Origin of the sequence: Rhizobacter sp. Root1238, from assembly GCF_001425825.1 — a bacterium.
Lineage (GTDB): Bacteria > Pseudomonadota > Gammaproteobacteria > Burkholderiales > Burkholderiaceae_C > Rhizobacter.
Genome location: NZ_LMDM01000005.1, coordinates 189,648 through 213,095 on the forward strand (window position 1 = coordinate 189,648; position 23,448 = coordinate 213,095).

Consider the following 23,448-nt stretch of genomic DNA (forward strand, 5'->3'; position numbering starts at 1 on the left):
GGATAATCGGGGGATGCACCCCAACGCCTTGCTCGAACACGCCACCGAACTGTTGCACCGCGTGCTTCGATTCGATACCCCTGCCGACAGCGTCGTATCGGCCTTCTTCAAGGAGCACCGCGAACTCGGTGCCCGCGAGCGCCACTCGCTGGCCGAGACCACCTACACCGTGCTGCGCAAGCGGCTGCTGTTCCAGCATCTGGCCCAGTCGGGCAAGGGCGAGATGGAACGGCGGCTGGCGCTGCTGGGCTGGCAGGGCAACGACGGCTTCCTGCGCGCCGCGATGAACGATTTCGAGCAGCACTGGCTGCCCAAGGTGCAGGCGGTCGACACCGCGGCACTGCCCGACAAGCTGCGCCACAACCTGCCCGACTGGCTGGCCGAGCGGCTGCAGGCCGCGCTCGGCGAGGAATTCTGGCCGCTGGTGAACAGCCTGAACGAGGGCGCGCCGCTCGATCTGCGCGTCAACACCTTCAAGGCCAAGCGCGAGGACGTGCAGGCCGCGCTGGCCGCCAAGGGCATCGACGCGCAGCCGACGCCGTTCTCGCCGTGGGGGTTGCGCGCCCAGGGCAAGCCGGCGGTCAACAAGCTCGAGGTCTTCACCGCGGGCGACGTGGAGGTGCAGGACGAGGGCAGCCAGTTGCTCGCGCTGATCACCGATGCGAAGCGCGGCGAGATGGTGGTGGACTTCTGCGCCGGCGCGGGCGGCAAGACGCTGGCGCTCGGCGCCTCGATGCGCAACACCGGGCGGCTCTACGCCTTCGACACCTCGGGGCACCGACTGGCGGCGTTGAAGCCGCGGCTGGCGCGCAGCGGGTTGTCGAACGTCTACCCGGTGCAGATCGCGCACGAGCGCGACGACCGCATCAAGCGGCTGGCCGGCAAGATCGACCGCGTGCTGGTCGACGCGCCCTGTTCCGGCCTGGGCACGCTGCGCCGCAATCCCGACCTGAAATGGCGCCAGTCGCCGGAATCGGTCGAGGAGCTGCGGGTCAAGCAGACGGCGATCCTCGACAGCGCCGCACGGCTGCTGAAGCCCGGCGGCCGGCTCGTCTACGCGACCTGCAGCCTGCTGGCGGCCGAGAACGAGGACATCGCCCAGGCGTTCACCGAATCGCACGCCCGGGAGTTCGCCCCGCTGGACGCCGCGGCAGCGCTGGAGAAGGCCCATGCCGGCACGCCGGCCGAACTCGTCACCAACGGTTTCGTCCGTCTCTGGCCGAACCGGCATGCGACCGACGGATTCTTCGCCGCTGTCTGGGAGCGCCGCTGAGTTGTCTGACGTGAATTTGTCAGTGAGTGCAAACATAAGGCGCTTGATTTCGATCAGTACAGCGCGATCTACGGAACTGAATGGTGCAAACCCCGCTCTTTCAGCGGGTTGTTCGTAGAGGGGGTCCCCTACAATGCGGGACCCGTTTCTTGTGTGACGGTGCAAAGGCGAATTGATGAACCTGTTGATGACGGTCTGGGATGCTCTGGTGAACTGGCTGGCGAACGGCCTGGTCGAAACCACGTGGTGGCAAATTGTCATCATTGCGCTGGTTCTGACCCACATCACGATTGCATCGGTCACGATCTTTCTTCACCGCTCGCAAGCGCACCGCTCGCTCGACCTGCACGCGGTGCCGTCGCATTTCTTCCGGCTGTGGCTGTGGCTGACGACCGGCATGGTGACCAAGGAGTGGGTCGCGATCCACCGCAAGCACCATGCGAAGTGCGAAACGCAGGAAGACCCGCACAGCCCGGTCGCGCACGGCATCAAGACCGTGCTGTTCACCGGCAGCGAGCTCTACCGTGCTGAAGCCAAGAACCAGGAGACGCTTTCCAAGTACGGCCACAACACGCCGGACGACTGGATCGAGCGCAACCTCTACACCCGCTACAGCTGGCAGGGCGTCGGCGTGATGCTGATCATCAACCTGACGCTGTTCGGTGCGATCGGCGCCACCATCTGGGCGATCCAGATGGCGTGGATCCCGATCACCGCTGCCGGCATCATCAACGGCCTGGGCCACTGGTGGGGTTACCGCAATTTCGAGGCGGTCGACGCCAGCACCAACATCTCGCCGTGGGGCATCATCATCGGCGGCGAGGAGTTGCACAACAACCACCACACCTACCCGACCTCGGCCAAGCTGTCGGTCAAGAAATACGAGTTCGACATCGGCTGGGCCTACATCCGCGGCCTGGAGATGCTCGGCTTGGCCAAGGTCCGCAAGACGCCGCCGATGCTGCGCCTGGGTGACGTGAAGCCGGTGGCCGATTCGAAGACGCTCGAGGCGATCATCGCCAACCGCTACGAAGTGATGGCCAAGTACGCCGGTGGGCTGCGCGACACATGCCGCGCCGAGGTCAAGCGCCTGAAGGCTGAAGGCGTCGCCGCCGGCAACGCCAAGCTGGCCAACATGCGCCTGGCGCGCCGCTGGCTGCACCGCGACGAAGACAAGATCCCGGCGCACGTGAAGGCCCAGGTGGTGAGCGTCTGTGCCGACAGCCCGGCGCTGTCGAAGCTGGTGACGATGCGCGAAGAACTGCGCCAGCTCTGGACCCGCACCAACGTGTCGGCCGAGCAGTTGGTGGTGGATCTGCAGGCCTGGTGCAAGAAGGCTGAAGAGAGCGGGATCGCCGCGCTGCAGGAGTTTGCCGTCAAGCTCCGCGCTGCACACGCCTGAGGCCTCTGCCTCTCGTCGGAAGGCCCGCTTCGAGCGGGCTTTTTTACGCCTGTCGGGCGGCGTCTGGTCGGGGGTGCGGGTCGGGCAGGGTGGCTTCGGTCAGAGGTGTCCCGGATCGGGATCCGCGCCACGAGCCTGGCTCGACCGACTTCGGGCAACAAAAAACCCGCCGGGCGATGCGCCGGGCGGGTTTCTGGTGAAGCGCAGCCGAATTACTTCAGCTTCGTTTCCTTGTACATCACGTGCTTGCGAGCCTTCGGATCGAACTTCATGATCTCGATCTTCTCGGGCGTCGTCTTCTTGTTCTTGTCGGTCGTGTAGAAGTGACCGGTGCCGGCTGACGATTCCAGCTTGATCTTTTCGCGTCCACCTTTTGCCATGATCGGCTCCTAAATCAGAGTGCGTTGCGGGCGCGCAGGTCCGCGACCACTTGCTCGATGCCGACCTTGTCGATCAGACGCAGTGCTGCGTTCGTGATGCGCAGGCGGACCCAGCGGTTTTCGGTTTCCAGCCAGAAGCGACGGTACTGCAGGTTCGGCAGGAAACGACGCTTGGTCCGGTTGTTGGCGTGGGAGACATTGTTTCCCACCATCGGGCCCTTACCCGTTACTTGACAGACGCGTGCCATGACGCTTCTCCACTTGAATCTCGTTTCAGGAGTGGCACCCAGAGCAGGCTTCGGGTCGGCTGACTGGCCGATGGGGTCAGTCAGCGCGATCTTCGGGGCTTGGTGGGCGCCTCTTCGAAAGCTCAGGCCAGATGCCTCCATGAGACACCTGCCGCTTTCGGCAAAGACCGCGATTATAGCCAGCTTTTCGGGCCGGCGCCAATTCAGGCGATGCCTTGCTCCAGGAAGCGCTGCGCATCCAGGGCCGCCATGCAGCCGGTGCCGGCGCTGGTGATGGCTTGGCGGTACACGTGGTCCTGCACGTCGCCGGCGGCAAACACGCCCGGCACGGTGGTCATCGTCGCGAAGCCGCCCAGGCCGCTGCGCGTCACGATGTAGCCGTCCTTCATCTCGACCTGGCCCTTGAAGATGTCGGTGTTGGGTTGGTGGCCGATCGCGATGAAGCAGCCCTTCAGCGTCAGGTCGTGGGTAGCGCCGTCCTGCGTGCTCTTCAGCCGCACGCCGGTCACGCCGGACGCGTCGCCCAGCACTTCATCGAGCGTCTGCCACAGGTGCAGTTCCATCTTGCCGGCCTTGACCTTCTCGGCCACCTTGTCGATCAGGATCGCCTCGGCGCGGAACTTGTCGCGACGGTGGATCAGGTGGACCTTGCGGGCGATGTTCGACAGGTACAGCGCTTCCTCGACCGCGGTGTTGCCGCCGCCGACCACGCACACGTCCTGGTCGCGGTAGAAGAAGCCGTCGCAGGTGGCGCAGCCGCTGACGCCGCGGCCCATGAAGGCCTCTTCCGACGGCAGGCCGATGTACTTGGCCGACGCGCCGGTGCAGATGATCAGCGCGTCACAGGTGTAGGTGTTGGAGTCGCCCTTCAGCGTGAACGGGCGCTTCGAGAAGTCGACCTGGTTGATGTGGTCGAACACGATCTCGGTGTTGAACCGCTGGGCATGTTCCAGGAAGCGCTGCATCAGCTCCGGTCCCTGCACGCCCATCACGTCGGCCGGCCAGTTGTCGACCTCGGTCGTCGTCATCAGCTGCCCGCCCTGCGCGATGCCGGTCACCAGCATCGGCTTCAGGTTGGCGCGGGCCGCGTAGATGGCGGCCGTGTAGCCGGCCGGGCCGGATCCGAGGATGAGGACCTGGGCATGCTTGGGGGTGCTGTTCATGAAGAAGCTCGACGGATTCTGGTGGGCGCGCGTGGCGCAAAGGCAGCGAAATGCGGCGATCGACAGAGAAAAACGCCGCCGAGTCTGACATGGGGTTGACTCCGGCTGGTGTCAATCTGCGTAATGGTGACAATAGCGAAATTGTAGGAACTGTGAGTTTTTCACGTTTGCCGGCAACCACCCCAAACAGGAGGAAGTTCGATGGCCATGTTGTCCAATCTTGACCTCATTCGGCGCGTACCGCTGTTCTCGATGCTCACCAACGAGCAGGCGACGGCGATCGCCGACAGCGTGGTCAAGCGCCGCTTCCGTCGCGGTGAAATCGTCGTGGAGCATGGCAAGAAGTCGAATGCCCTTTTCATCCTGCTGACCGGCCGGGCCCGCGTGCTGACCTCCGATTCGCGCGGCCGCGAGGTCATCCTCGCGGTGCTGCAGCCGGGCGACTATGTCGGCGAGATGAGCCTGATCGACAACGAGCCGCATTCGGCCACCGTCCGCGCCGAGGTGCAGACCGACATGCTGATCCTCGGTCGCGCCGAGTTCGCGCGTTGCCTGCCTGAGAATTCGAGCCTGTCGTACGCGATCATGCGCGGCCTGGTGTCGCGGCTGCGCAGCGCCGACCGCCAGATCGAATCGCTCGCGCTGCTCGACGTCTACGGCCGCGTCGCGCGCTCGCTGCTCGACATGTCCGAGATGGACGGCGAGGTGAAGATCATCCGAAACAAGGTGTCGCGCCAGGACCTGGCGAAGATCGTCGGCGCCTCGCGCGAGATGGTCAGCCGCGTGATGAAGGACCTCGAAGACCGCGGCATCGTCGAGACGCAGGAGAACGGCTCGGTGATCATCAAGGAGCGCCTGACGAGTGGTTGATGGACCACCCCGAGGGCGCTGCGCGCCTTCCCCTCAAGGGGCGCCGCCAGCGGCCCGGCGGAGCCGGTTCCGCGGCGGCCGCTGGGTGACTCCGGCGCGATCGGCCACAATCGGCCGATGACTTTTCCGCTCGGATCGCTTCGTGCCGACGGCGGCGCTGCCGCACCGAACCATGCCGCCCCAGCCCACGCCGGCGGCACCTACACCCGCTCCGCCACCGGCGGCGGTGACGCCGACGTCGACCGCGCCGGCCTGCGCACGCAGCTCGCGGTGCTGATCGGCGGTGTGCTGTGGCTGCTGGCGGTGCTGGCGCTGGCCACGCACCAGGCCGCCGACAGCGCGTTCTCCACCTCCGGATCCGCCGCGACCGCGTTGAACAAGGCCGGCACGCTGGGGGCCTGGTTCTCCGACATCGCGTTCGTCGTGTTCGGCTACTCGGCCTGGTGGCTGGTGGCGATCGCCGCGCGCGCCTGGCTCTCGGCGCTTGCCCGGCTGCTGCGCCATGGCGAAGAGCATGCAGGCCCGCGCGACAAGCGCCGCCCGCTGTGGGCCTTCTGGGTCGGCGTGCTGCTGCTGATGGTGGCGAGCACCGCGCTCGAATGGACGCGGCTCTACCAATGGGAAAGCTTCGTCGCCGGCGGCCATGCCGGCGGCGTGATCGGCTACCTGCTCGGTCCGGCCAGCATGAAACTGCTCGGCTTCGCCGGCTCCGGCGTGCTGTGGATCGCGATGCTGGTGGCCGGCAGCGCACTTGCATTTGGTTTCTCTTGGGTGCGCCTGGCCGAGCGCATCGGCGCCTGGGTCGATTCGCTGCGCGAGCGCCGCGTCGAGCGCATCGAGCGCGCCGAAGACCACCGCCTGGGCGAACAGGCGCTGCGCGAGCGCGAGCATGTCGTCGAGGTCGAGCACCAACTGGCCGAGGACCATGCGCCGATCGTCATCGAGACGCCGGTGGTCGAGGTGCCGAAGTCGGAGCGGATCGTCAAGGAGCGCCAGAAGCCGCTCTTCACCGAGCTCACCGACACGAAGCTGCCGCAGGTCGACCTGCTCGACGCCGCGCCCGGCCGCATGGAGACGGTGACGCCCGAGACGCTGGAGATGACCTCGCGGCTGATCGAGAAGAAGCTGAAGGACTTCGGCGTCGAGGTGCGCGTGGTGGCCGCGTCGCCGGGACCGGTGATCACGCGCTACGAGATCGAACCGGCCACCGGCGTGAAGGGCTCGCAGGTCGTCAACCTCGCGAAGGACCTGGCGCGCTCGCTGAGCCTCGTCAGCATCCGGGTCGTCGAGACGATCCCCGGCAAGAACTACATGGCGCTCGAGCTGCCGAACGCGAAGCGGCAGACGATCCGGCTGTCGGAGATCCTCGGCTCGCAGGTCTACAACGACGCGTCGTCGCAGCTGACGATGGGCCTGGGCAAGGACATCGTCGGCGGCCCGGTGGTGGCCGACCTCGCGAAGATGCCGCACTGCCTCGTCGCCGGCACCACCGGCTCGGGCAAGTCGGTCGGCATCAACGCGATGATCCTGAGCCTGCTGTACAAGGCCGAGGCGCGCGACGTGCGGCTGATCCTGATCGATCCGAAGATGCTCGAAATGAGCGTCTACGAAGGCATCCCGCACCTGCTGGCGCCGGTCGTCACCGACATGAAGCACGCGGCCAACGCATTGAACTGGTGCGTCGGCGAGATGGAGCGGCGCTACAAGCTGATGAGCAAGCTCGGCGTGCGCAACCTGAGCGGCTACAACAAGAAGATCGCCGATGCCGCCGAGCGCGGCGAGATCCTCGGCAACCCGTTCAGCCTGACGCCTGAGCAGCCCGAGCCGCTGGAGCGCCTGCCCTTCGTCGTCGTCGTGATCGACGAGCTGGCCGACCTGATGATGGTGGTCGGCAAGAAGATCGAGGAACTGATCGCCCGCCTGGCGCAGAAGGCGCGCGCGGCCGGCATCCACCTGATCCTCGCAACGCAGCGGCCGAGCGTCGACGTGATCACCGGCCTGATCAAGGCCAACATCCCGACCCGCCTGTCGTTCCAGGTCAGCAGCAAGATCGACAGCCGCACCATCCTCGACCAGATGGGCGCCGAAGCATTGCTGGGCATGGGCGACATGCTGTACATGCCCTCCGGCACCGGGCTGCCGATCCGCGTGCACGGCGCCTACGTCAGCGACGAAGAGGTGCACCGCGTCGTCAAGTACCTGAAGGAGCAGGGCGAGCCGAACTACATCGAGGGCATCCTCGAGGGCGGCACGCTCGACACCGAAGGCGGCGATGCCGCACCGGGTGCCGCGGGCGAGGGCGGCGGCGAGGCCGACCCGATGTACGACCAGGCCGTGGGCATCGTGCTGCAGCACCGGCGCGCGTCGATCTCGCTGGTGCAGCGCCACCTGCGCATCGGCTACAACCGCGCGGCCCGTCTGCTGGAACAAATGGAGAAATCCGGGCTCGTAACAGCCATGTCCACCAACGGCAACCGCGACATCGTCGTGCCGAACCGCGATGAATGACCGGATCCACCGCATGAAAATATCCCGATGGCTTGCAGCGCTGCTGCTGTTCTGCGGCGCCGCGGCCCACGCCGATGCGGTCGACACGCTGCGCGAGTTCGTGCGCGACGTGAAGAGCGGCAAGGCCGCGTTCACGCAGACCGTCACGGCCCCCGACGGCGTCAAGAAGAAGAACTCCAGCGGCACCTTCGAGTTCTCCCGGCCGAACCGCTTCCGCTTCGCCTACGCGAAGCCGGTCAACCAGCTGATCGTCGCCGACGGCCAGAAGGTCTGGATCTACGACGCCGACCTGAACCAGGCCAGCTCGCGCAAGCTGACGCAGGCGCTCGGCGCGACGCCGGCTGCGCTGCTGGCCGGCGGATCGCTCGAGAAGGATTTCGAACTCGCACCGCTGCCCGACAAGGACGGCCTGTCGTGGGTGCAGGCGACGCCGAAGGCCAAGGACAGCGCGTTCCAGGCGGTGCGCGTCGGCTTCAAGGCGAAGGAGCTGGCGGCCATCGAGATCACCGACGGCTTCGGCCAGCGCTCGCTGCTGCTGTTCAGCGGCTTTGCGGCGAACGCGGCGATCGCGCCGGACAGCTTCGTGTTCACGGTGCCGAAGGGCGCGGACCTGATCGAGCAGTGATCATTCACGATGGCCGATCAGCAACTTCCCTTCTTCGATGAAGCCGAGGTCGACCGCCAGGCGCCGCTCGCCGAGCGGCTTCGCCCGCGCACGCTGAACGAGGTGATCGGCCAGCAGCAGCTGTTGGGCGAGGGCAAGCCGCTGCGCGTTGCGTTCGAATCGGGCCGGCTGCATTCGATGATCCTGTGGGGCCCGCCGGGCGTCGGCAAGACGACGCTGGCGCGGCTGATGTCCGATGCGTTCGACGCGCAGTTCATCGCGATCTCGGCGGTGCTCGGCGGCGTGAAGGACATCCGCGAGGCGGTCGAACGCGCCAACGCGGCCCGCACCTCCGGGCGCAAGACCGTCGTGTTCGTCGACGAGGTGCACCGCTTCAACAAGGCGCAGCAGGACGCCTTCCTGCCGCACGTCGAATCGGGCCTGTTCACCTTCATCGGCGCGACCACCGAGAACCCGTCGTTCGAGGTCAACTCGGCGCTGCTGTCGCGCGCGACGGTGCACGTGCTGAAGAGCCTGGACGATGCCGACATGACGACGCTGCTGGAGCGGGCCCGCGCGCTGCTGGCCGCGCCGCCGATGAGCGAGCCGGCCGCGAAGCGCCTGATCGGCTATGCCGACGGCGATGCCCGGCGCCTGCTGAACGCCTACGAGAACCTGGTGCGCATGGTCGGCAGCGCGGCCGAGATCGACGAGGCGCAGCTCGAGAAATCGCTCGGCGAGCAGCTGCGCCGCTACGACAAGGGCGGCGAGCAGTTCTACGACACGATCTCGGCGCTGCACAAGTCCGTGCGCGGCAGCGATCCCGATGCAGCGCTCTACTGGTTCGTGCGCATGCTCGACGGCGGCGTCGACCCGCGCTATGCGGCACGCCGCCTGGTGCGCATGGCCAGCGAGGACATCGGCCTGGCCGACCCGCGCGCGCTGCGCATGACGCTCGACGCCGCCGAGACCTACGAGCGCCTGGGCTCGCCCGAAGGCGAGCTGGCGCTGGCGCAGGCGGTGGTGTTCCTCGCGATGGCGCCGAAGTCGAACGCCGTCTACAGCGCGTACAAGGCGGTGCGCAGCTTCATCCAGCAGGACGGCACCCGCCCGGTGCCGCTGCACCTGCGCAACGCACCGACAAAGCTCATGAAGGACCTCGACTACGGCCGCGAGTACCGCTACGCCCACGACGAAGAGGGCGGTTTCGCGGCCGGCGAGCGCTACTGGCCCGACGATATGGAAACGCCTCGCTTCTACCAGCCCGTGCCGCGCGGGCTGGAACTGCGTATCGGCGAGCGCCTGCAGGAACTGCGTCGGCTGAACGAGGAGTCCAGCAGGAAACGCTGACGATCCGGGTAAACGCCGAGACTTGTTCTGTTCCGCCCGGGTAACCGAGGCCTGTTTTCGCGGTGGCCGCCCTCTAGAATCCGCCCCCACCGCCTCATTTGGGTGCAGCAGGGTGCAGCGCAGCCCGCCAGATAACGACGGCGGGCTTTTTGCTACAGGAACGGTGGCTGGCTTCGCGCGGCAGCTGTTCCTTGATTCGACAAGGCTGCCGCCTTGGATTTCCGCAGGAGACTTTTCACATGGATACCTTCATCCAGCAGATCATCAACGGTCTGGTGCTGGGCAGCGTGTATGCGCTGGTCGCACTGGGCTACACGATGGTCTACGGCATCATCAACCTGATCAATTTCGCGCACGGTGAGGTGCTGATGGTGGGTGCGCTCACCAGTTGGACGGTCGTCACCGCGCTCGCCGGCACCGGCCTGCCGGGCTGGCTGCTGATGCTGATCTCGCTGATCGCCGCGATCGTGGTGTGCTCGGCCCTCAACTACACGATCGAGAAGATCGCCTACCGGCCGCTGCGCACGGCGCCGCGGCTCGCGCCGCTGATCACCGCGATGGGCATGTCGCTGCTGCTGCAGACGCTCGCGATGATCATCTGGAAGCCGAACTACAAGTCGTACCCGATCCTGCTGCCGAGCGAGCCCTTCTTCATCGGCGGCGCGGTCATCAACACCGTGCAGATCCTGATCCTGGTCGTCACCGCGATCACGCTGGCGGGGCTGATGTACCTGGTGAACCGCACCAAGCTGGGCCGCGCGATGCGCGCCACCGCCGAGAACCCGCGCGTGGCGAGCCTGATGGGCGTCAAGCCCGACACGGTGATCTCGGCCACCTTCATCATCGGCGCGGCGCTCGCGGCGCTGGCCGGCGTGATGTATGCCGCCAACTACGGCTCGGTGCAGCACTCGATGGGCTTCCTGCCGGGGCTGAAGGCCTTTACCGCCGCGGTGTTCGGCGGCATCGGCAACCTGGCCGGCGCGATGGTCGGCGGCGTGGCGCTCGGCGTGATCGAGTCGCTCGGCGCCGGCTACATCGGCGACCTGACCGGCGACGTGCTCGGCAGCCACTACCAGGACATCTTCGCCTTCATCGTGCTGATCCTCGTGCTGACGCTGCGCCCGAAGGGCCTGCTGGGCGAGCGTGTCGCAGACCGCGCCTGACGCACAAGGGAACCCACCATGAACCTCAGAGACAACAAGATCGGGACCTGGATCGCCGCGGCCATCGTGCTGGCGATCGTGCCCTTCATCGCGCAGTACTTCGGCAACGCCTGGGTGCGCATCCTCGACATCGCGCTGCTGTACGTGCTGCTCGCGCTCGGCCTGAACATCGTGGTCGGCTACGCCGGCCTGCTCGACCTGGGCTACGTCGCGTTCTATGCCGTCGGCGCCTACCTGTTCGGCCTGCTGGCGTCGCCGCAGCTGGCCGAGACCTTTCCGCGCATCGCCGAGATGTTCCCGGGCGGCCTGCACACGCCGTGGTGGCTCGCGATCCCGATCGGCGCGCTGGTGGCCGGCATCTTCGGCGTGGTGCTCGGCGCGCCGACGCTGAAGCTGCGCGGCGACTACCTCGCGATCGTCACGCTTGGCTTCGGTGAAATCATCCGGGTGTTCATGAACAACCTGGATGCGCCGGTCAACATCACCAACGGCCCGAAGGGCCTCGCGCAGATCGATTCGTTCAACTTCCTCGGCTACGACCTCGGCAAGCGCCACAGCCTGTTCGGCATCATCGACCTGCCGCCGGTCACCAGCTACTACTTCTTCTTCCTGGCGCTGGTGGTCCTCAGCGTGCTGATCTGCTACCGGCTCGAGCGCTCGCGCATCGGCCGCGCGTGGATGGCGATCCGCGAGGACGAGATCGCGGCCAAGGCGATGGGCATCAACACCCGCAACCTGAAGCTGCTGGCCTTCGGCATGGGTGCCACCTTCGGCGGCGTGTCGGGCGTGCTGTTCTCGACCTTCCAGGGCTTCATCTCGCCGGAATCGTTCAGCCTGCAGGAGTCGGTGATGATCGTCGCGATGGTGGTGCTGGGCGGCATCGGCCACATCCCCGGCGTGATCCTCGGCGCGCTGCTGCTGTCGGCCCTGCCCGAGGTGCTGCGCTACGTGGCCGGCCCGCTGCAGAACATGACCGATGGCCGGCTCGACGCCGCCATCCTGCGCCAGCTGCTGATCGCGCTGGCGATGATCGCCATCATGTTGTCGCGCCCGCGGGGCCTCTGGCCTTCGCCGGAGCACGGCAAGGCGGCTCCCATCCCGACCAAATAACAACAAGGAGCCCCGCATGGCAGAAACTGTTCTCAAGGTCAGTGGCGTCTCCAAGCGCTTCGGCGGCCTGCAAGCCCTCTCCGATGTCGGCATCGCGATCGAGGCCGGCCAGGTGTATGGCCTGATCGGCCCGAACGGCGCCGGCAAGACGACCTTCTTCAACGTGCTGACCGGGCTGTACACGCCCGACGCCGGCAGCTTCGAACTGGGCGGCAAGCCCTACCAGCCGACCGCGGTGCACGAGGTGGCCAAGGCCGGCATCGCGCGCACCTTCCAGAACATCCGGCTGTTCGCCGAGATGACGGCGCTCGAGAACGTGATGGTGGGCCGCCACGTGCGCACCGGCTCGGGCCTGATCGGCGCGGTGTTCCGCACCAGCGGCTTCAAGGCCGAGGAGGCCGCGATCGCGAAGCGCGCGCAGGAGCTGCTCGACTACGTCGGCATCGGCAAGTACGCCGAGTTCAAGGCCCGCACGCTGAGCTACGGCGACCAGCGCCGGCTGGAGATCGCGCGCGCGCTCGCCACCGACCCGAAGCTGATCGCGCTCGACGAGCCGGCCGCCGGCATGAACGCGACCGAGAAGGTCGTGCTGCGCGAGCTGATCGACCGCATCCGCAACGACGGCCGCACGATCCTGCTGATCGAGCACGACGTGAAGCTGGTGATGGGCCTGTGCGACCGCGTCACCGTGCTCGACTACGGCAAGCAGATCGCCGAAGGCACGCCGGCCGACGTGCAACGCAACGAAAAGGTGATCGAGGCCTACCTCGGCGCCGGACACAAGACTCACTGAGGACGCCCCACATGGCAGCAACGTTGTTGAAGGTCGGCGGCCTGCGGGTCGCGTATGGCGGCATCCAGGCCGTGAAGGGCGTGTCGTTCGAAGTGCACGAAGGCGAGCTGGTCAGCCTGATCGGTGCCAACGGCGCGGGCAAGACCACCACGCTGAAGGCCGTGACCGGCCTGCAGCCGGTGGCCGCCGGCGAGATCGAGTTCCTCGGCAAGCCGATCAAGGGGCAGGGGCCGTGGGACCTGGTCAAGCAGGGGCTGGTGATGGTGCCCGAGGGCCGCGGCACGTTCACGCGGATGACGATCACCGAGAACCTGCAGATGGGCGCCTTCGTGCGCAACGACAAGGAGATCGATGCCGACATCGAGAAGGTGTTCGCGATCTTTCCGCGCCTGAAGGAGCGCCGCAACCAGCTCGCCGGCACGATGTCGGGCGGCGAGCAGCAGATGCTCGCGATGGGCCGCGCGCTGATGGCCAAGCCCAAGGTGCTGCTGCTCGACGAGCCGTCGATGGGGCTGTCGCCGATCATGGTCGACAAGATCTTCGAGGTCGTCGCCGACATCCACAGCCGCGGCACCACGGTGCTGCTGGTCGAGCAGAACGCGAGCCGCGCGCTGCAGCTGGCCAACCGCGGCTACGTGATGGAGTCCGGCGAGGTCACGATGGACGGCGACGCCAAGGCGCTGCTGGACGATCCGAAAGTGCGCGCCGCCTATCTCGGCGAGTGAGGCTCGGCGGCTCCCGGATGGCGCTGCGCTCCATCCGGGCTGCAACCTGGAGCCCGGATGCCAATCCGGGTCGTCTTTCACGCCAAACCACCCGCCTGGGTGGTTTCGCGCGCCAGGGGGCGTTCCTATACTGCTTCGCGAAGACGGCTCAACACAGGGCCGCGACGAACAACCCCTAGGAGTTCCCATGAATGCTTCCCTGCGCACGTCGGGCCTGAGCCTGGCCGTCATCGCCTCTGCCGTGCTGCTCGCCGCCTGCGGTTCCACCATGCCGACGATGGGCGACAACAAGGGCACCGTGTCGGGCGCCGCCGGTGGCAGCACCGCCGAGAACAACAACAGCCAGCTCGAGAAATGCAGCGAGTCGCTGGGCACGCTGGCGGTGCAGGAAGACACCACCGCGCCCTGGTACTACCAGCTGCGCCAGCACCAGCTCGGCTCGACCATCCCGGTGCTGCGCCTGATGGTGCAGCAGAGCAACTGCTTCGTGATCGTCGAGCGCGGCGGCGCGATGAACAACATGATGAAGGAGCGTTCGCTCGAGCAGAGCGGCGAGATGCGCGCCAACAGCAACTTCGGCAAGGGCCAGATGGTCTCGGCCGACTACACGATGAGCCCGGCGATCCAGTTCTCGGGCAAGACCGGCGGCGGTGGCGGCTTCCTCGGCGGCGGCGGGCTGGGCCTGCTGGGCGCGGTGGCCGGCAACGTCAGCCGCAATGAAGCGTCGACGACGCTGCTGTTGATCGACAACCGCTCGGGCGTGCAGATCTCGGCCGCCGAAGGCACCGCGAAGAACTTCGACTTCGGCATGTTCGGCGCCGCCTTCACCGGCGGGCTGGTCGGCGGCGGCGGCGGCTATGCCAACACGCCGCAGGGCAAGGTGGTCGTCACCGCGTTCGCCGACTCGTTCAACCAGATGGTGAAGTCGCTGCGCAACTACAAGGCGCAGACCGTCAAGGGCGGCCTGGGCACCGGCGGCCGCCTGGGTGTCGACGGCGGCACGACGCCGGCGTCTCAGCCGCAGGCGCCGGCCAAGAAAAAGTAATGTCGACCCCTCGGTCGACGAGTACGTCGACCGATCCCCCGAGGGGATGCGGGCCGGCTTGGGCCACGAAGTGGCCCTCTTCGTGGCCCTTGGCGGCCCGGCGCTCGGCCCTAGTCCACCTTCGCGCCGGACTGCTTCACCACCGTTTCGTACTTCGCGCGTTCGCGCTTGACGAACGCGGCGAACTGCTCCGGCGTGCTCGGGATCGGCTCGGCCATCAGCGTCGCGAAGCGTGCCTTGATGTCGGGCGTCGCGAGCGCGTCGGTGAACGCCTTGTTCAGCTTGCGCGTCACGTCGGCCGACAGGCCGGCCGGGCCGAACAGGCCGAACCAGGTGTTGACGTCGAAGCGTGCGAGCCCGCCGCCGGCTTCGGCGATGGTCGGCACCTCGGGCATCGCGCTCGAACGCGTCGTGGTCGTGACGGCCAGCGCGCGCAGCTTGCCGGCCTTGATGTTGGTCGACGCGGTCGCCAGGTTGTCGAAGTTCAGGTCGACCTGACCGGACAGCAGCGCCAGCTGCGCCGGGTTGCCGCCCGAGTACGGGATGTGGACCATGAACACGCCGGCCTGCGCCTTGAACATCTCGCCGGCCAGGTGGCCGGCACTGCCGTTGCCGCCCGAGCCGTAGTTCAGCTTGCCGGGGTTCTTCTTCGCGTACGCGACCAGGTCGGCCACGTTGCGGATGCCGAGCCGAGCGGCGGTCTCGGTGTTCATCACCAGCACGTTGGGGACCTGCGCGACGCCGGTGATCGGCGTGAAGTCGCGGATCGGGTCGTACGGGATGCGGGCGTACAGCCACGGGTTGATCGCATGCGTCGCGACCGCGCCCATCACGATCGTCAGGCCGTCGGGGGCCGACTTGGCGACCGCATCGGCGCCGATGTTGCCGCCGGCACCGGCCTTGTTGTCGACGATCACCAGGCCGAGGCTGTCCTTGACCTTGTCGGCCAGCGCGCGGGCGATCACGTCCAGCGGGCCGCCGGGCGAGTAGGGGACGACCAGCCGGATCGGCTTGCTGCCCTGGGCCGAAGCCAGGGTCGAGAGAGCGGGCAGCGCGGCGGCGCCGGCCAGGGAGAGGAGGTGTCTGCGTTGCATCGAAGGGGGTCTCAGGCAGGGTGCTTGTCGGCTTCGGACGTGAATGAATCGGCGTAGAACTCGTCGGCGGGCAGGGCGCAGCGGGCGACCAGGTCGCGCTGCGCCGATTCCACCATCACCGGCGCGCCGCAGGCATACACCTGGTGGCCGGACAGGTCGGGCAGGTCGGCCATCAATTCGAGATGGACGAAGCCGGCGCGGCCGGTCCAGTCGTCGTCGGGCTTCGGCTCGGACAGCACCGGCACGTAGCGCAGCCACGGCAGTTCGCTCGCGGCCTGCAGCATCCAGTCGTGCAGGTACAGGTCGGCGCGGCTGCGGCAGCCCCAGTAGACGACGGCGGGACGCGCATTGTCCTTGAAGCGCAGGTGCTCGACGATCGCCTTGATCGGCGCGAAGCCGGTGCCGCTGGCCAGCAGCACCATCGGCTTGGCCGAATCCTCGCGCAGGAAGAAGCTGCCGAACGGGCCTTCGAGGCGCAGGATCTCTTTCTCCTTCATCGCACCGAACACATGATCGGTGAACTTGCCGCCCGGCATGTGGCGGATGTGCAGCTCGATGCCGGGGTGCTGCTCCTGCGTGTGCGGCGCGTTGGCCATGCTGTAGCTGCGGCGGCTGCCGTCGCGCAGCACGAATTCGACGTACTGGCCGGCGTGGTAGCGCAGGCGGTCGTTGGCCGGCAGCTGCAGATGCAGCACGGCCACGTCGCCGGCCGGCCGCTCGATGCGGTTGACGCGACACGGCATCTTGCGCACCGGGAACTCGCCGGCGCCGGCGACGGTGCGGGCTTCCAGCACCACGTCGGTCTGCGGCGCGGCGCAGCAGGTCAGCACGAAGCCGGCCTCTTCTTCGGCGTCGCTCAGCGCCTTGGCCTGGTGCGCGCCGTGGATCACGCGGCCTTCGAGGAGCCGGCACTTGCAGGAGCCGCAGGCGCCGTCCTTGCAGCCATACGGCAGGCCGACGCCCTGGCGGATCGCCGCTGCGAGGATCGGCTCGTCGCGATCGACCTGGAAACTCGTGCCGCTGGGCTGCACGGTCGCGGTGAAAGTCATGGGGTAACCTGTCAACAGGCCCTGGAAACCAGCCCTCGATTCTGCCCGCGATCCAATGCCCTTCCACCCCGACCTGCCGACCCGCTTCAAGCGCCCCACCGTGTTGATCGTCGGCTGCGGCGATGTGGGCGAGCGTGTCGTGCGGCTGTTGCAAGGGCGCTGGCGGGTGCTGGCCCTCACGTCGTCATCGGCGCGCGTGCCGGTGCTGCGCGCGCTCGGCGTGCGGCCGCTGGTGGGCAACCTCGACGATGCCTCGACGCTCGGCCGGCTGGCCGGCCTGGCCGATGCGGTGCTGCACCTGGCACCGCCGCCCGGCCAGGGCGCCGACGATCCGCGCACCGCGGCGCTGCTGGCGGCGCTGGCCCGCTCGCCGCGTGTGCGGCGCATCGTCTACGGCAGCACCAGCGGCGTGTACGGCGATGCCGGCGGTGCGCGCTTCGACGAGACGCGTGCTGCCGCGCCGGCCAGCGACCGCGCGCGGCGGCGCGTCGATGCCGAGGCGCGACTGCGGCTGCACGGCAGGCGCTTCGGCGTCGCGGTGACGATCCTTCGCATCCCCGGCATCTACGCACCCGACCGGCCGGGCGGGCACCCACGCGAACGCGTCGCGCGCGGCACGCCGGTGCTGCGCGCGGAGGACGACGTGTACACCAACCACATCCATGCCGACGACCTGGCGCGTGCCTGCATCGCGGCGCTGCACCGCGGGCTGCCGCAGCGCATCGTGCATGCGAGCGACGACACCGAGCTGAAGATGGGCGACTACTTCGACCTGGCGGCCGACCTGTGCGGGCTGCCGCGCCCGCCGCGCATCACGCGCGACGAAGCCCGGCAGCAGCTGCCGGCGATGCAGATGTCGTTCCTGTCGGAATCGCGGCGCCTCGACAACCGCCGGCTGCGCGAAGAGCTGCGCGTGCGGCTGCGCTACCCCACGGTGCGCGACGGGCTGTAGGCTACACGCCGAGGGACTGGGTCAAGGTCTTCATTCGATCCGTCGCACGCGCCTTCAACGTCTGCGTCTCGTCGCCGCGCTTCACCTCCAGCGTCACCTCGCGCTCCGCCGCGCCGCCGCCCCACAGCGTCTTGTAGAAGCGCTCCAGCCCGGCGACCGCGACGCCGTCGATGCGCAGGATCAGGTCGCCGGCCTGCAGCCCGGCAGCCTCGGCCGGGCTGCCGCGGCTGACCTTGACGACGCGCACCTGCCCGCCGGATTCGACGCAGTTCAGCCCCAGCCACGGCCGATGGCTCAGCGCGGTGCTGCCGCTGTCGCGCATCTCCTTCAGGATCGGCTTCAGCAGGTCGATCGGCACGAACATGTTGCCGGGCAGGCGCGGCGCGTCGTCGCCGCCGGCGTCGGCGACGATCAGCGAACCGATGCCGAGCAACTCGCCGTTGGCATTGAAGAGCGCCGCGCCGCTGTGGTCGGCCCGCGGCGGCGCGGTGAACAGCGCGCCATCGATGTGATATTCCCAGTAGCCGGAGAACGGGCGCCGCGACACCACGCGCGCGAGGCTCAGCTCGCCCTGGGCGACCGGCGTGCCGCCGCTGACGATCATCACCGGCTCGTCGGGCGCGAGCTGGCTGGTGTCGCCGAGCGGTACCGGCGGCAGGCGCAGCGGCGTGACGGGTTGCAGCAACCCGAAGCCGGTCGCCTGGTCATAGGCCACGACGCGCGCCGGCACGACGCGTGCCGAATCGAGTTGCAGGTCGACCTGGTCGGCCTCGAGGATCAGGTAGCCGATGGTCAGCACCAGCCCGTCGGTGCCGATCACGACACCGGAGCCGAGGCGCAGCTTGCCGAGGGTCTCGGCCGACGTGGCGTGGCCGAGCGCCTGCACCTGCACGCCGACCACGGCGGCCGCGGCGCGGGCCAGCAGCTCGCCCTGTTCCTTCAGCGTGGCCTCGGCGTCATCGGAGGGTGTGGCCGCGAGGGCCGCGCCGCAGGCTGCAAGCAGGCAACCCACGGTCCATCGGTGCATGGCACCGCGCATCGCATGAAGCCGTGCGTCGATGACGTTCATGAGGCCCTCCGTACGAGACCAGTCGTGCGGACGAGCATGAGCGCTTCGGCGCGCCCTTGGCGAGGCGGGGGCTTTCCGCGGCGTGAAATCAGCGCCGCGTCAGCAGATCAGCGCCGGCCGAACGGCGGCTGGCCGCGCCAGTAGCGGATCATCAGCCAGCCGCCGAAGATGCCGCCGAGGTGGGCGAAGTGGGCCACGCCGGCCATCGTGCCGGTGACGCCGAACAGCAGCTCCAGGCCGCCATAGATCGCGACGAAGGTCTTGGCCTTCATCGGGATCGGCGGGATCAGCGGCACGATGGTGCGGTTCGGGAACATCATCGCGAAGCCGAGCAGCAGCCCGAACAGGCCACCGGAGGCACCGACGGTCGGGAAGGTGGCGCCCATCAGCGCGCAGACGATCAGCTGGAAGCCGGCCGCTGCGACCACGCTGGCCATGAAGAACTGCAGAAAGCGCTTCGCGCCCCACAGGCGTTCGAGTTCGGCGCCGAACATCCACAAGCCGAGCATGTTGAACAGCAGGTGGTTGAAGCTGCCGTGCAGGAAGCCGTAGGTCACGATCTGCCAGGGCAGGAACCCGGCGCCGATCGGCCACAGGGCCAGGAAGCGGTCGACGATGAAGCCGAGCACGTACTGCAGGCAGAACATGCCCACGTTGATCAGCAGCAGGGCCTGGGTGACGGGAGGCAACGAAGGCATGCAAGGTCCGCTACAAGGGAAGGGGCGCCAAGCGTACCCGGTTTGGGCTTGTCCCCAAAGGCTGTGGCAAACTCTCACCCCCTGCACCGGCCTCGGTGGCGAAATTGGTAGACGCGCGGGACTCAAAATCCCGTTCCGCAAGGAGTGTCGGTTCGATTCCGACCCGAGGCACCACCACCCCATTTTCGCCTACGCGAAAATACGCTGAACTCCCCGATAATCCGCGTCAAACCTCGCGGTGCGGGTGCCTAGGGCTGGATCGAACGAGATCAGAAAGCAGCCTGAATTACGCCGCATTACGCTGAATTTACGCTGATGTGGAGGGAGTCATGGGGGCAGTTCGCAAGGCCGGCGATCGCTGGCGAGCAGAGGTGCGGCGGCGCGGCGTGTACGACTCGGAGATGTTCAGGACGAAGGCTGAGGCCGTTCGCTGGATGGCCGAGAGAGAGGCCGACATCGAAGACGGTCGCGTCGGCAAAGTGCCGCGCAAGACCTTGCGCGAGGCCTTCGAACGCTACGAGGAAACCGAGACCAGCAAGAAGCGCGGGTGGCGTGCCGAAAGCATTCGGATCGCGAAGTTCAAGGCGACGATCCCGTTCATCGACAAGCCGCTCACGGAAATCACGTCGGACGACTGGTCGACCTGGCGCGATTCGCTCGCGGCAGGAAGTGTCGATCGCAAGCCTCTCGCGCCAGGTTCGATCGCGCGTGACTTCAACGTGATCCGGGCGATGTGCCGCATCGCGCTCGACGAATGGAGCTGGCTCAAGGTCAACGTGTTGACCCGCGTCAAGAGTCCTACGCCGCCGCCGGGCAAGGAGCGCGTGATGTCGCCGAAGGAGGTGAAGGCCTTGTGTGCGGCGCTTGGGTATACCGATGGCACGCCGACGACGCAATCACAGCGTGTGGCGCTGGGGCTGCTCTTTGCGTTGGAGACTGGTATGCGTGCCGGCGAGATCTTCGGTCTGCGCGCGAGCAACGTTGACTCCAAGAATCGGGTCGCACACCTCCCGTTGACGAAGAATGGTCAGGCACGCAACGTTCCACTGAGTCGTCGGGCAATCGAGATCCTAGAACTGTCGGCCGGCGGTGATCTGGCGTTCGGTCCCTCGGCGAGCAGCGCGGATGCGCTGTATCGGAAATACCGTCCCAAGGAACTTGCGGACATCACATTTCATGCGTCGCGGCACACGGCAGCGACTCGGCTCGGCAGCTCCGGAAAGCTGACGCCCTTCGAGCTTTGCCGAATGTTTGGCTGGACCGACATGAAGATGGCCCTTCGATACTTCAACGCAACCGCTGCAGACATTGCGGCGAAGCTCGACTAGAGCGCCTGCAGTGCCTTCGTCTCTGGCGCCGTCTGTCGGCTTCAGACTGGTTGCGGTCGGTCAGAGCCCGTCGCTCGAGCGACCGCTCTGACGGAGAGGAGTCCTTCGTCGCGCAACGCGTTGGGTTTGCTCGGTCACGCCCGAATGGACGGGGCTGCACGCCGGCGCTGACCAGGTCGAACGGCTGCTACTGCGAGCCGCGAATCAGAGCTATCGGCCCAAAGCTGTCTTCGCACGAGTCGAATTCGAAGCCCCAAAGCAGTCGCTCGCCGCTACATGTCAACGGATTGCTACTTGATTGGCCACGGCGGTGCGTTGCGCCTTGCGCCATCGGCCATTGCTTCCGTTCGCTCGCAGGAGGCACCGAGGTAACCGTCTCGGGAGGCAGCAGCCTCGTACTGCAGGCGCGCACGCTCTGTCTTCGACTTTAGATAGAGCAAAACGCTCGGGTCATCCTCTGCGCCCTCGGCGACCCTATACGCATACTTCGCCAGCGCATTGATGGCGTTCAGCCAAGCGGTTCGCGCCTCCCCTAGGCGAGGCGCGTGATCATGGTTGTGGTAGCCATGATGTGATGATGCCTCCAGAACAAGCGTCTCTCTGTACGTTGCCGCACGTAGTCGAGCGATGCCCCTGGCCAAAGCATTGAATTCTCCCGTTCGCTTGGAGGCAGCGCCGGCGGGCGGTACGGCACTACGACCCAGAGCAACCAGACGCGGCGGGCCGTGCCACCCGGAACGGCCCGAGACACCCGATCGACGTGAAGCTCGCCGAAGGATCAGCCCTCGACAATGCGCTCCGGCAGCCGCACCTGGATCGTCGTCCCCTGACCCGGTGCGGCCGTGACGACAAGCGTTCCGTGCTCGGCTTCCACACGAAACCTCATGCCGAGTAGGCCGTAGGCCGAGGTCGACGGCGAACTGGTGTCGAATCCAACACCGTCGTCTCGCACCGTCAATTCCGCCACCCCATCGCTGGACACCAAGTCGAGCCAGAGGGTCGTAGCCTTGGCGTACTTGCTGATGTTCGTGACGGCTTCCTGAACTACTCGGTACACCACCAGTTCCGCAGTCGGCTCCAGCATCACAACCGAGAGCGCACAGTTCACCTTGACGCCGGAACGCTCAGCGAACTCGCGCGAGAGGATCTCGAGCGTGATGGCTAGTCCCAAGCTGTCAAGGGTCGATGGACGCAGGTTTTCGATGATGTTGTGTTTGAGCGCGATGCCCTTGTTGAGCATGTCGACCAGGTGTGCCAAGCGCTCCACCACCTCGGGCGCACCCTCGGTCACACGGGCCTTGATCCGGGCGGCATCAAGCTTGGCCGAGATGAGCAAAGCGCCCAGCTCGTCATGCAGGTCACGCGCCAACCGGGCGCGTTCTTCTTCCCGCGCCGTTTCGATGTGGTGCGTCAGCTTGACGAGCTGCGCGGTGCGCGATGCCACCTCAACCTCCAGACGCTCGCGCTCGATCTGCACCACGCGCTCAAGCTCTTCCTTGACATCTTCCTTCTTTTGCTCAAGTGCCAAGCCCTGGCGCAGGTACAGGAACAGCACCACGAGCCCGGCAGCGCTTAAAGCCCCCGCGCCAAGGCGATTGACCAGCAGCGTGCGATGAATGTTTGACTGGCTATCTGGTGCCGTCGCTCGCAATTCTTGCAAGGTCGTCTTGCCCGATCGCAGCGCACTGAGCTGTTCCAACACACCCGTCGATTGCCAGTACGAACTCTCGCCGATCAGCACGATGGACAAGGTCGCGACGAAGGCGAGCAGAAGCAGGAGCGGATTTCGCTGGATGACGCCGCGGACGAGCGTAAAGATGCTCCGCTTCGTCGTACTCATCGAGTGCTCGCCGGCAGCTCGGTGGAAGGTCATGATGGGCTCCGATGCTGACGAAGCCTACCACCCGTCATTCGCCCCGTGAGTTCAGCTTCGCTCGCCTGCCAACGCACGCGAAATTTGTCGTTGACCGCCGTCCAGCGCTCTTTGGGGTTCCGAATTCGTGCGGGGAGCCTGGCCGAAAGCCGCCGCTCGCGGCCGTCAGCAAGTGGCCGTCTGTGGGCGTTCGTCCGCCGACGCCGTTGACCGTAGGCTGGAAGCGGCCGGTTGCGTCCGCGCTTTAGCTATCGGACAGTCGACGTTCGCCATGAATCTGGGTGCTTCAATCGAAAGCAACACCAGGGTTCATTTCTGGGGGCGTGCGCCACTGGATTCCGTGTTGTTGCGCCAACTCACCTTTCATCCATGCGTGCAAGCGCCCCCCAGTGCCCATGCCCCGGCCAAACTGCCCGTCATCACGGAGACGGCCCGCGCGTTCGCGCACTGCCGCCACAACGGGCATGATTTCAGGATCGAGCTCAATCGGATCGATGAACAGCGACAAGCCAGAGCTTTCGGCGTACTCCACGTATCGAATGCGCTCGTGCTCCGACAGCGGCCGGAGGAACTCAACGCACATCAGTGGCGGCACCGACGTCAATCGGCGCAGGCGCATGGCAAGTGCATTCAAGCTGTTGGACTCCGCCGGTTCTTGCATGGTTGACCTCAAGCTCGTGATCGTGAAGCGAACTTGCGCGGATCTCCGCTTCTGGCCGGCTGCAGCCCTTCTGGAAGCCGCACGCCATGC

Annotated in this window: 22 protein-coding genes and 1 tRNA gene; 14 read left to right on the top strand and 9 right to left on the bottom strand. The window is 66.8% G+C overall.

The annotated features are described in order from the left end of the window. Positions 1 to 13 precede the first annotated feature (13 nt). Complete coding sequence (locus ASC98_RS06410; protein WP_056810348.1) at positions 14 to 1,273, top strand: RsmB/NOP family class I SAM-dependent RNA methyltransferase; 1,260 nt, start codon at positions 14 to 16, stop codon at positions 1,271 to 1,273. 175 nt (positions 1,274 to 1,448) lie between these two features. After that, entirely contained in the window at positions 1,449 to 2,675 is a 1,227-nt protein-coding gene (locus ASC98_RS06415; protein ID WP_056819766.1) for a fatty acid desaturase, read from the top strand. A gap of 212 nt (positions 2,676 to 2,887) precedes the next feature. Here the strand turns inward: ASC98_RS06415 and rpmG are convergent, their stop codons facing one another. From rpmG to trxB, 3 genes are all read right to left on the bottom strand, one after another. After that, positions 2,888 to 3,055 (bottom strand): 50S ribosomal protein L33, encoded by a 168-nt coding sequence (gene rpmG, locus ASC98_RS06420; protein WP_047498832.1) that lies wholly within the window; start codon positions 3,053 to 3,055, stop codon positions 2,888 to 2,890. 14 nt (positions 3,056 to 3,069) lie between these two features. Continuing rightward, positions 3,070 to 3,303, bottom strand: a complete 234-nt coding sequence (rpmB, locus tag ASC98_RS06425) for a 50S ribosomal protein L28 (RefSeq protein ID WP_056810352.1) — start codon at positions 3,301 to 3,303, stop codon at positions 3,070 to 3,072. A 203-nt stretch (positions 3,304 to 3,506) separates the two neighbouring features. Further along, on the bottom strand, positions 3,507 to 4,466 hold the full coding sequence (trxB, locus tag ASC98_RS06430) for a thioredoxin-disulfide reductase (RefSeq protein ID WP_056810356.1): 960 nt from the start codon (positions 4,464 to 4,466) through the stop codon (positions 3,507 to 3,509). A gap of 201 nt (positions 4,467 to 4,667) precedes the next feature. On the opposite strand from trxB, the gene ASC98_RS06435 reads away from it, so the two are divergent. The 9 genes from ASC98_RS06435 (at position 4,668) to ASC98_RS06475 (ending at position 14,634) form a co-directional block, all read left to right on the top strand. Further along, on the top strand, positions 4,668 to 5,336 hold the full coding sequence (locus tag ASC98_RS06435; protein ID WP_056810359.1) for a Crp/Fnr family transcriptional regulator: 669 nt from the start codon (positions 4,668 to 4,670) through the stop codon (positions 5,334 to 5,336). A gap of 117 nt (positions 5,337 to 5,453) precedes the next feature. After that, positions 5,454 to 7,844, top strand: a complete 2,391-nt coding sequence (locus ASC98_RS06440) for a DNA translocase FtsK (protein WP_056810362.1) — start codon at positions 5,454 to 5,456, stop codon at positions 7,842 to 7,844. Positions 7,845 to 7,857: 13 nt separating this feature from the next. Next, positions 7,858 to 8,469 (top strand): outer membrane lipoprotein chaperone LolA, encoded by a 612-nt coding sequence (lolA, locus tag ASC98_RS06445; protein ID WP_056810365.1) that lies wholly within the window; start codon positions 7,858 to 7,860, stop codon positions 8,467 to 8,469. 9 nt (positions 8,470 to 8,478) lie between these two features. Further along, a complete protein-coding gene (locus ASC98_RS06450) occupies positions 8,479 to 9,798 on the top strand; it encodes a replication-associated recombination protein A (RefSeq protein ID WP_056810368.1) in 1,320 nt (439 codons plus the stop codon). Between the two features lie 239 nt (positions 9,799 to 10,037). Beyond that, positions 10,038 to 10,961: a branched-chain amino acid ABC transporter permease gene (locus ASC98_RS06455; RefSeq protein WP_056810370.1), complete on the top strand. Its 924-nt coding sequence runs from the start codon at positions 10,038 to 10,040 to the stop codon at positions 10,959 to 10,961. Positions 10,962 to 10,979: 18 nt separating this feature from the next. Then, on the top strand, positions 10,980 to 12,071 hold the full coding sequence (locus ASC98_RS06460; RefSeq protein ID WP_056810373.1) for a branched-chain amino acid ABC transporter permease: 1,092 nt from the start codon (positions 10,980 to 10,982) through the stop codon (positions 12,069 to 12,071). Positions 12,072 to 12,087: 16 nt separating this feature from the next. Next, entirely contained in the window at positions 12,088 to 12,864 is a 777-nt protein-coding gene (locus ASC98_RS06465; RefSeq protein ID WP_056810374.1) for an ABC transporter ATP-binding protein, read from the top strand. Between the two features lie 11 nt (positions 12,865 to 12,875). After that, positions 12,876 to 13,589 carry an ABC transporter ATP-binding protein gene (locus ASC98_RS06470; RefSeq protein WP_056810375.1) on the top strand — a complete coding sequence of 238 codons (714 nt, stop codon included), beginning with the start codon at positions 12,876 to 12,878 and terminating at the stop codon, positions 13,587 to 13,589. A gap of 187 nt (positions 13,590 to 13,776) precedes the next feature. Further along, positions 13,777 to 14,634: a CsgG/HfaB family protein gene (locus ASC98_RS06475; protein ID WP_056819768.1), complete on the top strand. Its 858-nt coding sequence runs from the start codon at positions 13,777 to 13,779 to the stop codon at positions 14,632 to 14,634. A 110-nt stretch (positions 14,635 to 14,744) separates the two neighbouring features. On the opposite strand, the gene ASC98_RS06480 is transcribed toward ASC98_RS06475, so the two are convergent. Together ASC98_RS06480 and ASC98_RS06485 are read right to left on the bottom strand one after the other, a co-directional pair. Then, positions 14,745 to 15,728 carry a tripartite tricarboxylate transporter substrate binding protein gene (locus ASC98_RS06480; RefSeq protein WP_056810379.1) on the bottom strand — a complete coding sequence of 328 codons (984 nt, stop codon included), beginning with the start codon at positions 15,726 to 15,728 and terminating at the stop codon, positions 14,745 to 14,747. 11 nt (positions 15,729 to 15,739) lie between these two features. Continuing rightward, positions 15,740 to 16,777 carry a CDP-6-deoxy-delta-3,4-glucoseen reductase gene (locus ASC98_RS06485; protein WP_056810382.1) on the bottom strand — a complete coding sequence of 346 codons (1,038 nt, stop codon included), beginning with the start codon at positions 16,775 to 16,777 and terminating at the stop codon, positions 15,740 to 15,742. Positions 16,778 to 16,832: 55 nt separating this feature from the next. Here ASC98_RS06485 and ASC98_RS06490 point away from each other — a divergent pair, with 55 nt between their 5' ends. Beyond that, a complete protein-coding gene (locus ASC98_RS06490; RefSeq protein WP_056810384.1) occupies positions 16,833 to 17,729 on the top strand; it encodes an NAD-dependent epimerase/dehydratase family protein in 897 nt (298 codons plus the stop codon). A 1-nt stretch (position 17,730) separates the two neighbouring features. On the opposite strand, the gene ASC98_RS06495 is transcribed toward ASC98_RS06490, so the two are convergent. Together ASC98_RS06495 and ASC98_RS06500 are read right to left on the bottom strand one after the other, a co-directional pair. After that, entirely contained in the window at positions 17,731 to 18,798 is a 1,068-nt protein-coding gene (locus ASC98_RS06495; protein WP_235581187.1) for a S1C family serine protease, read from the bottom strand. Positions 18,799 to 18,905: 107 nt separating this feature from the next. After that, positions 18,906 to 19,496: a rhomboid family intramembrane serine protease gene (locus tag ASC98_RS06500; protein WP_056810386.1), complete on the bottom strand. Its 591-nt coding sequence runs from the start codon at positions 19,494 to 19,496 to the stop codon at positions 18,906 to 18,908. Positions 19,497 to 19,585: 89 nt separating this feature from the next. On the opposite strand from ASC98_RS06500, the gene ASC98_RS06505 reads away from it, so the two are divergent. After that, positions 19,586 to 19,670, top strand: a tRNA-Leu gene (locus tag ASC98_RS06505). Between the two features lie 155 nt (positions 19,671 to 19,825). Next, positions 19,826 to 20,824, top strand: a complete 999-nt coding sequence (locus ASC98_RS06510) for a site-specific integrase (RefSeq protein ID WP_082541723.1) — start codon at positions 19,826 to 19,828, stop codon at positions 20,822 to 20,824. 778 nt (positions 20,825 to 21,602) lie between these two features. Here ASC98_RS06510 and ASC98_RS06515 read toward each other — a convergent pair. Both ASC98_RS06515 and ASC98_RS06520 read right to left on the bottom strand, forming a co-directional pair. Beyond that, a complete protein-coding gene (locus ASC98_RS06515) occupies positions 21,603 to 22,697 on the bottom strand; it encodes a sensor histidine kinase (protein ID WP_056819773.1) in 1,095 nt (364 codons plus the stop codon). A gap of 286 nt (positions 22,698 to 22,983) precedes the next feature. Further along, positions 22,984 to 23,358, bottom strand: coding sequence for a hypothetical protein (locus ASC98_RS06520; RefSeq protein ID WP_056819776.1), 375 nt, complete (start codon positions 23,356 to 23,358; stop codon positions 22,984 to 22,986). Between the last annotated feature and the right edge of the window lie 90 nt (positions 23,359 to 23,448).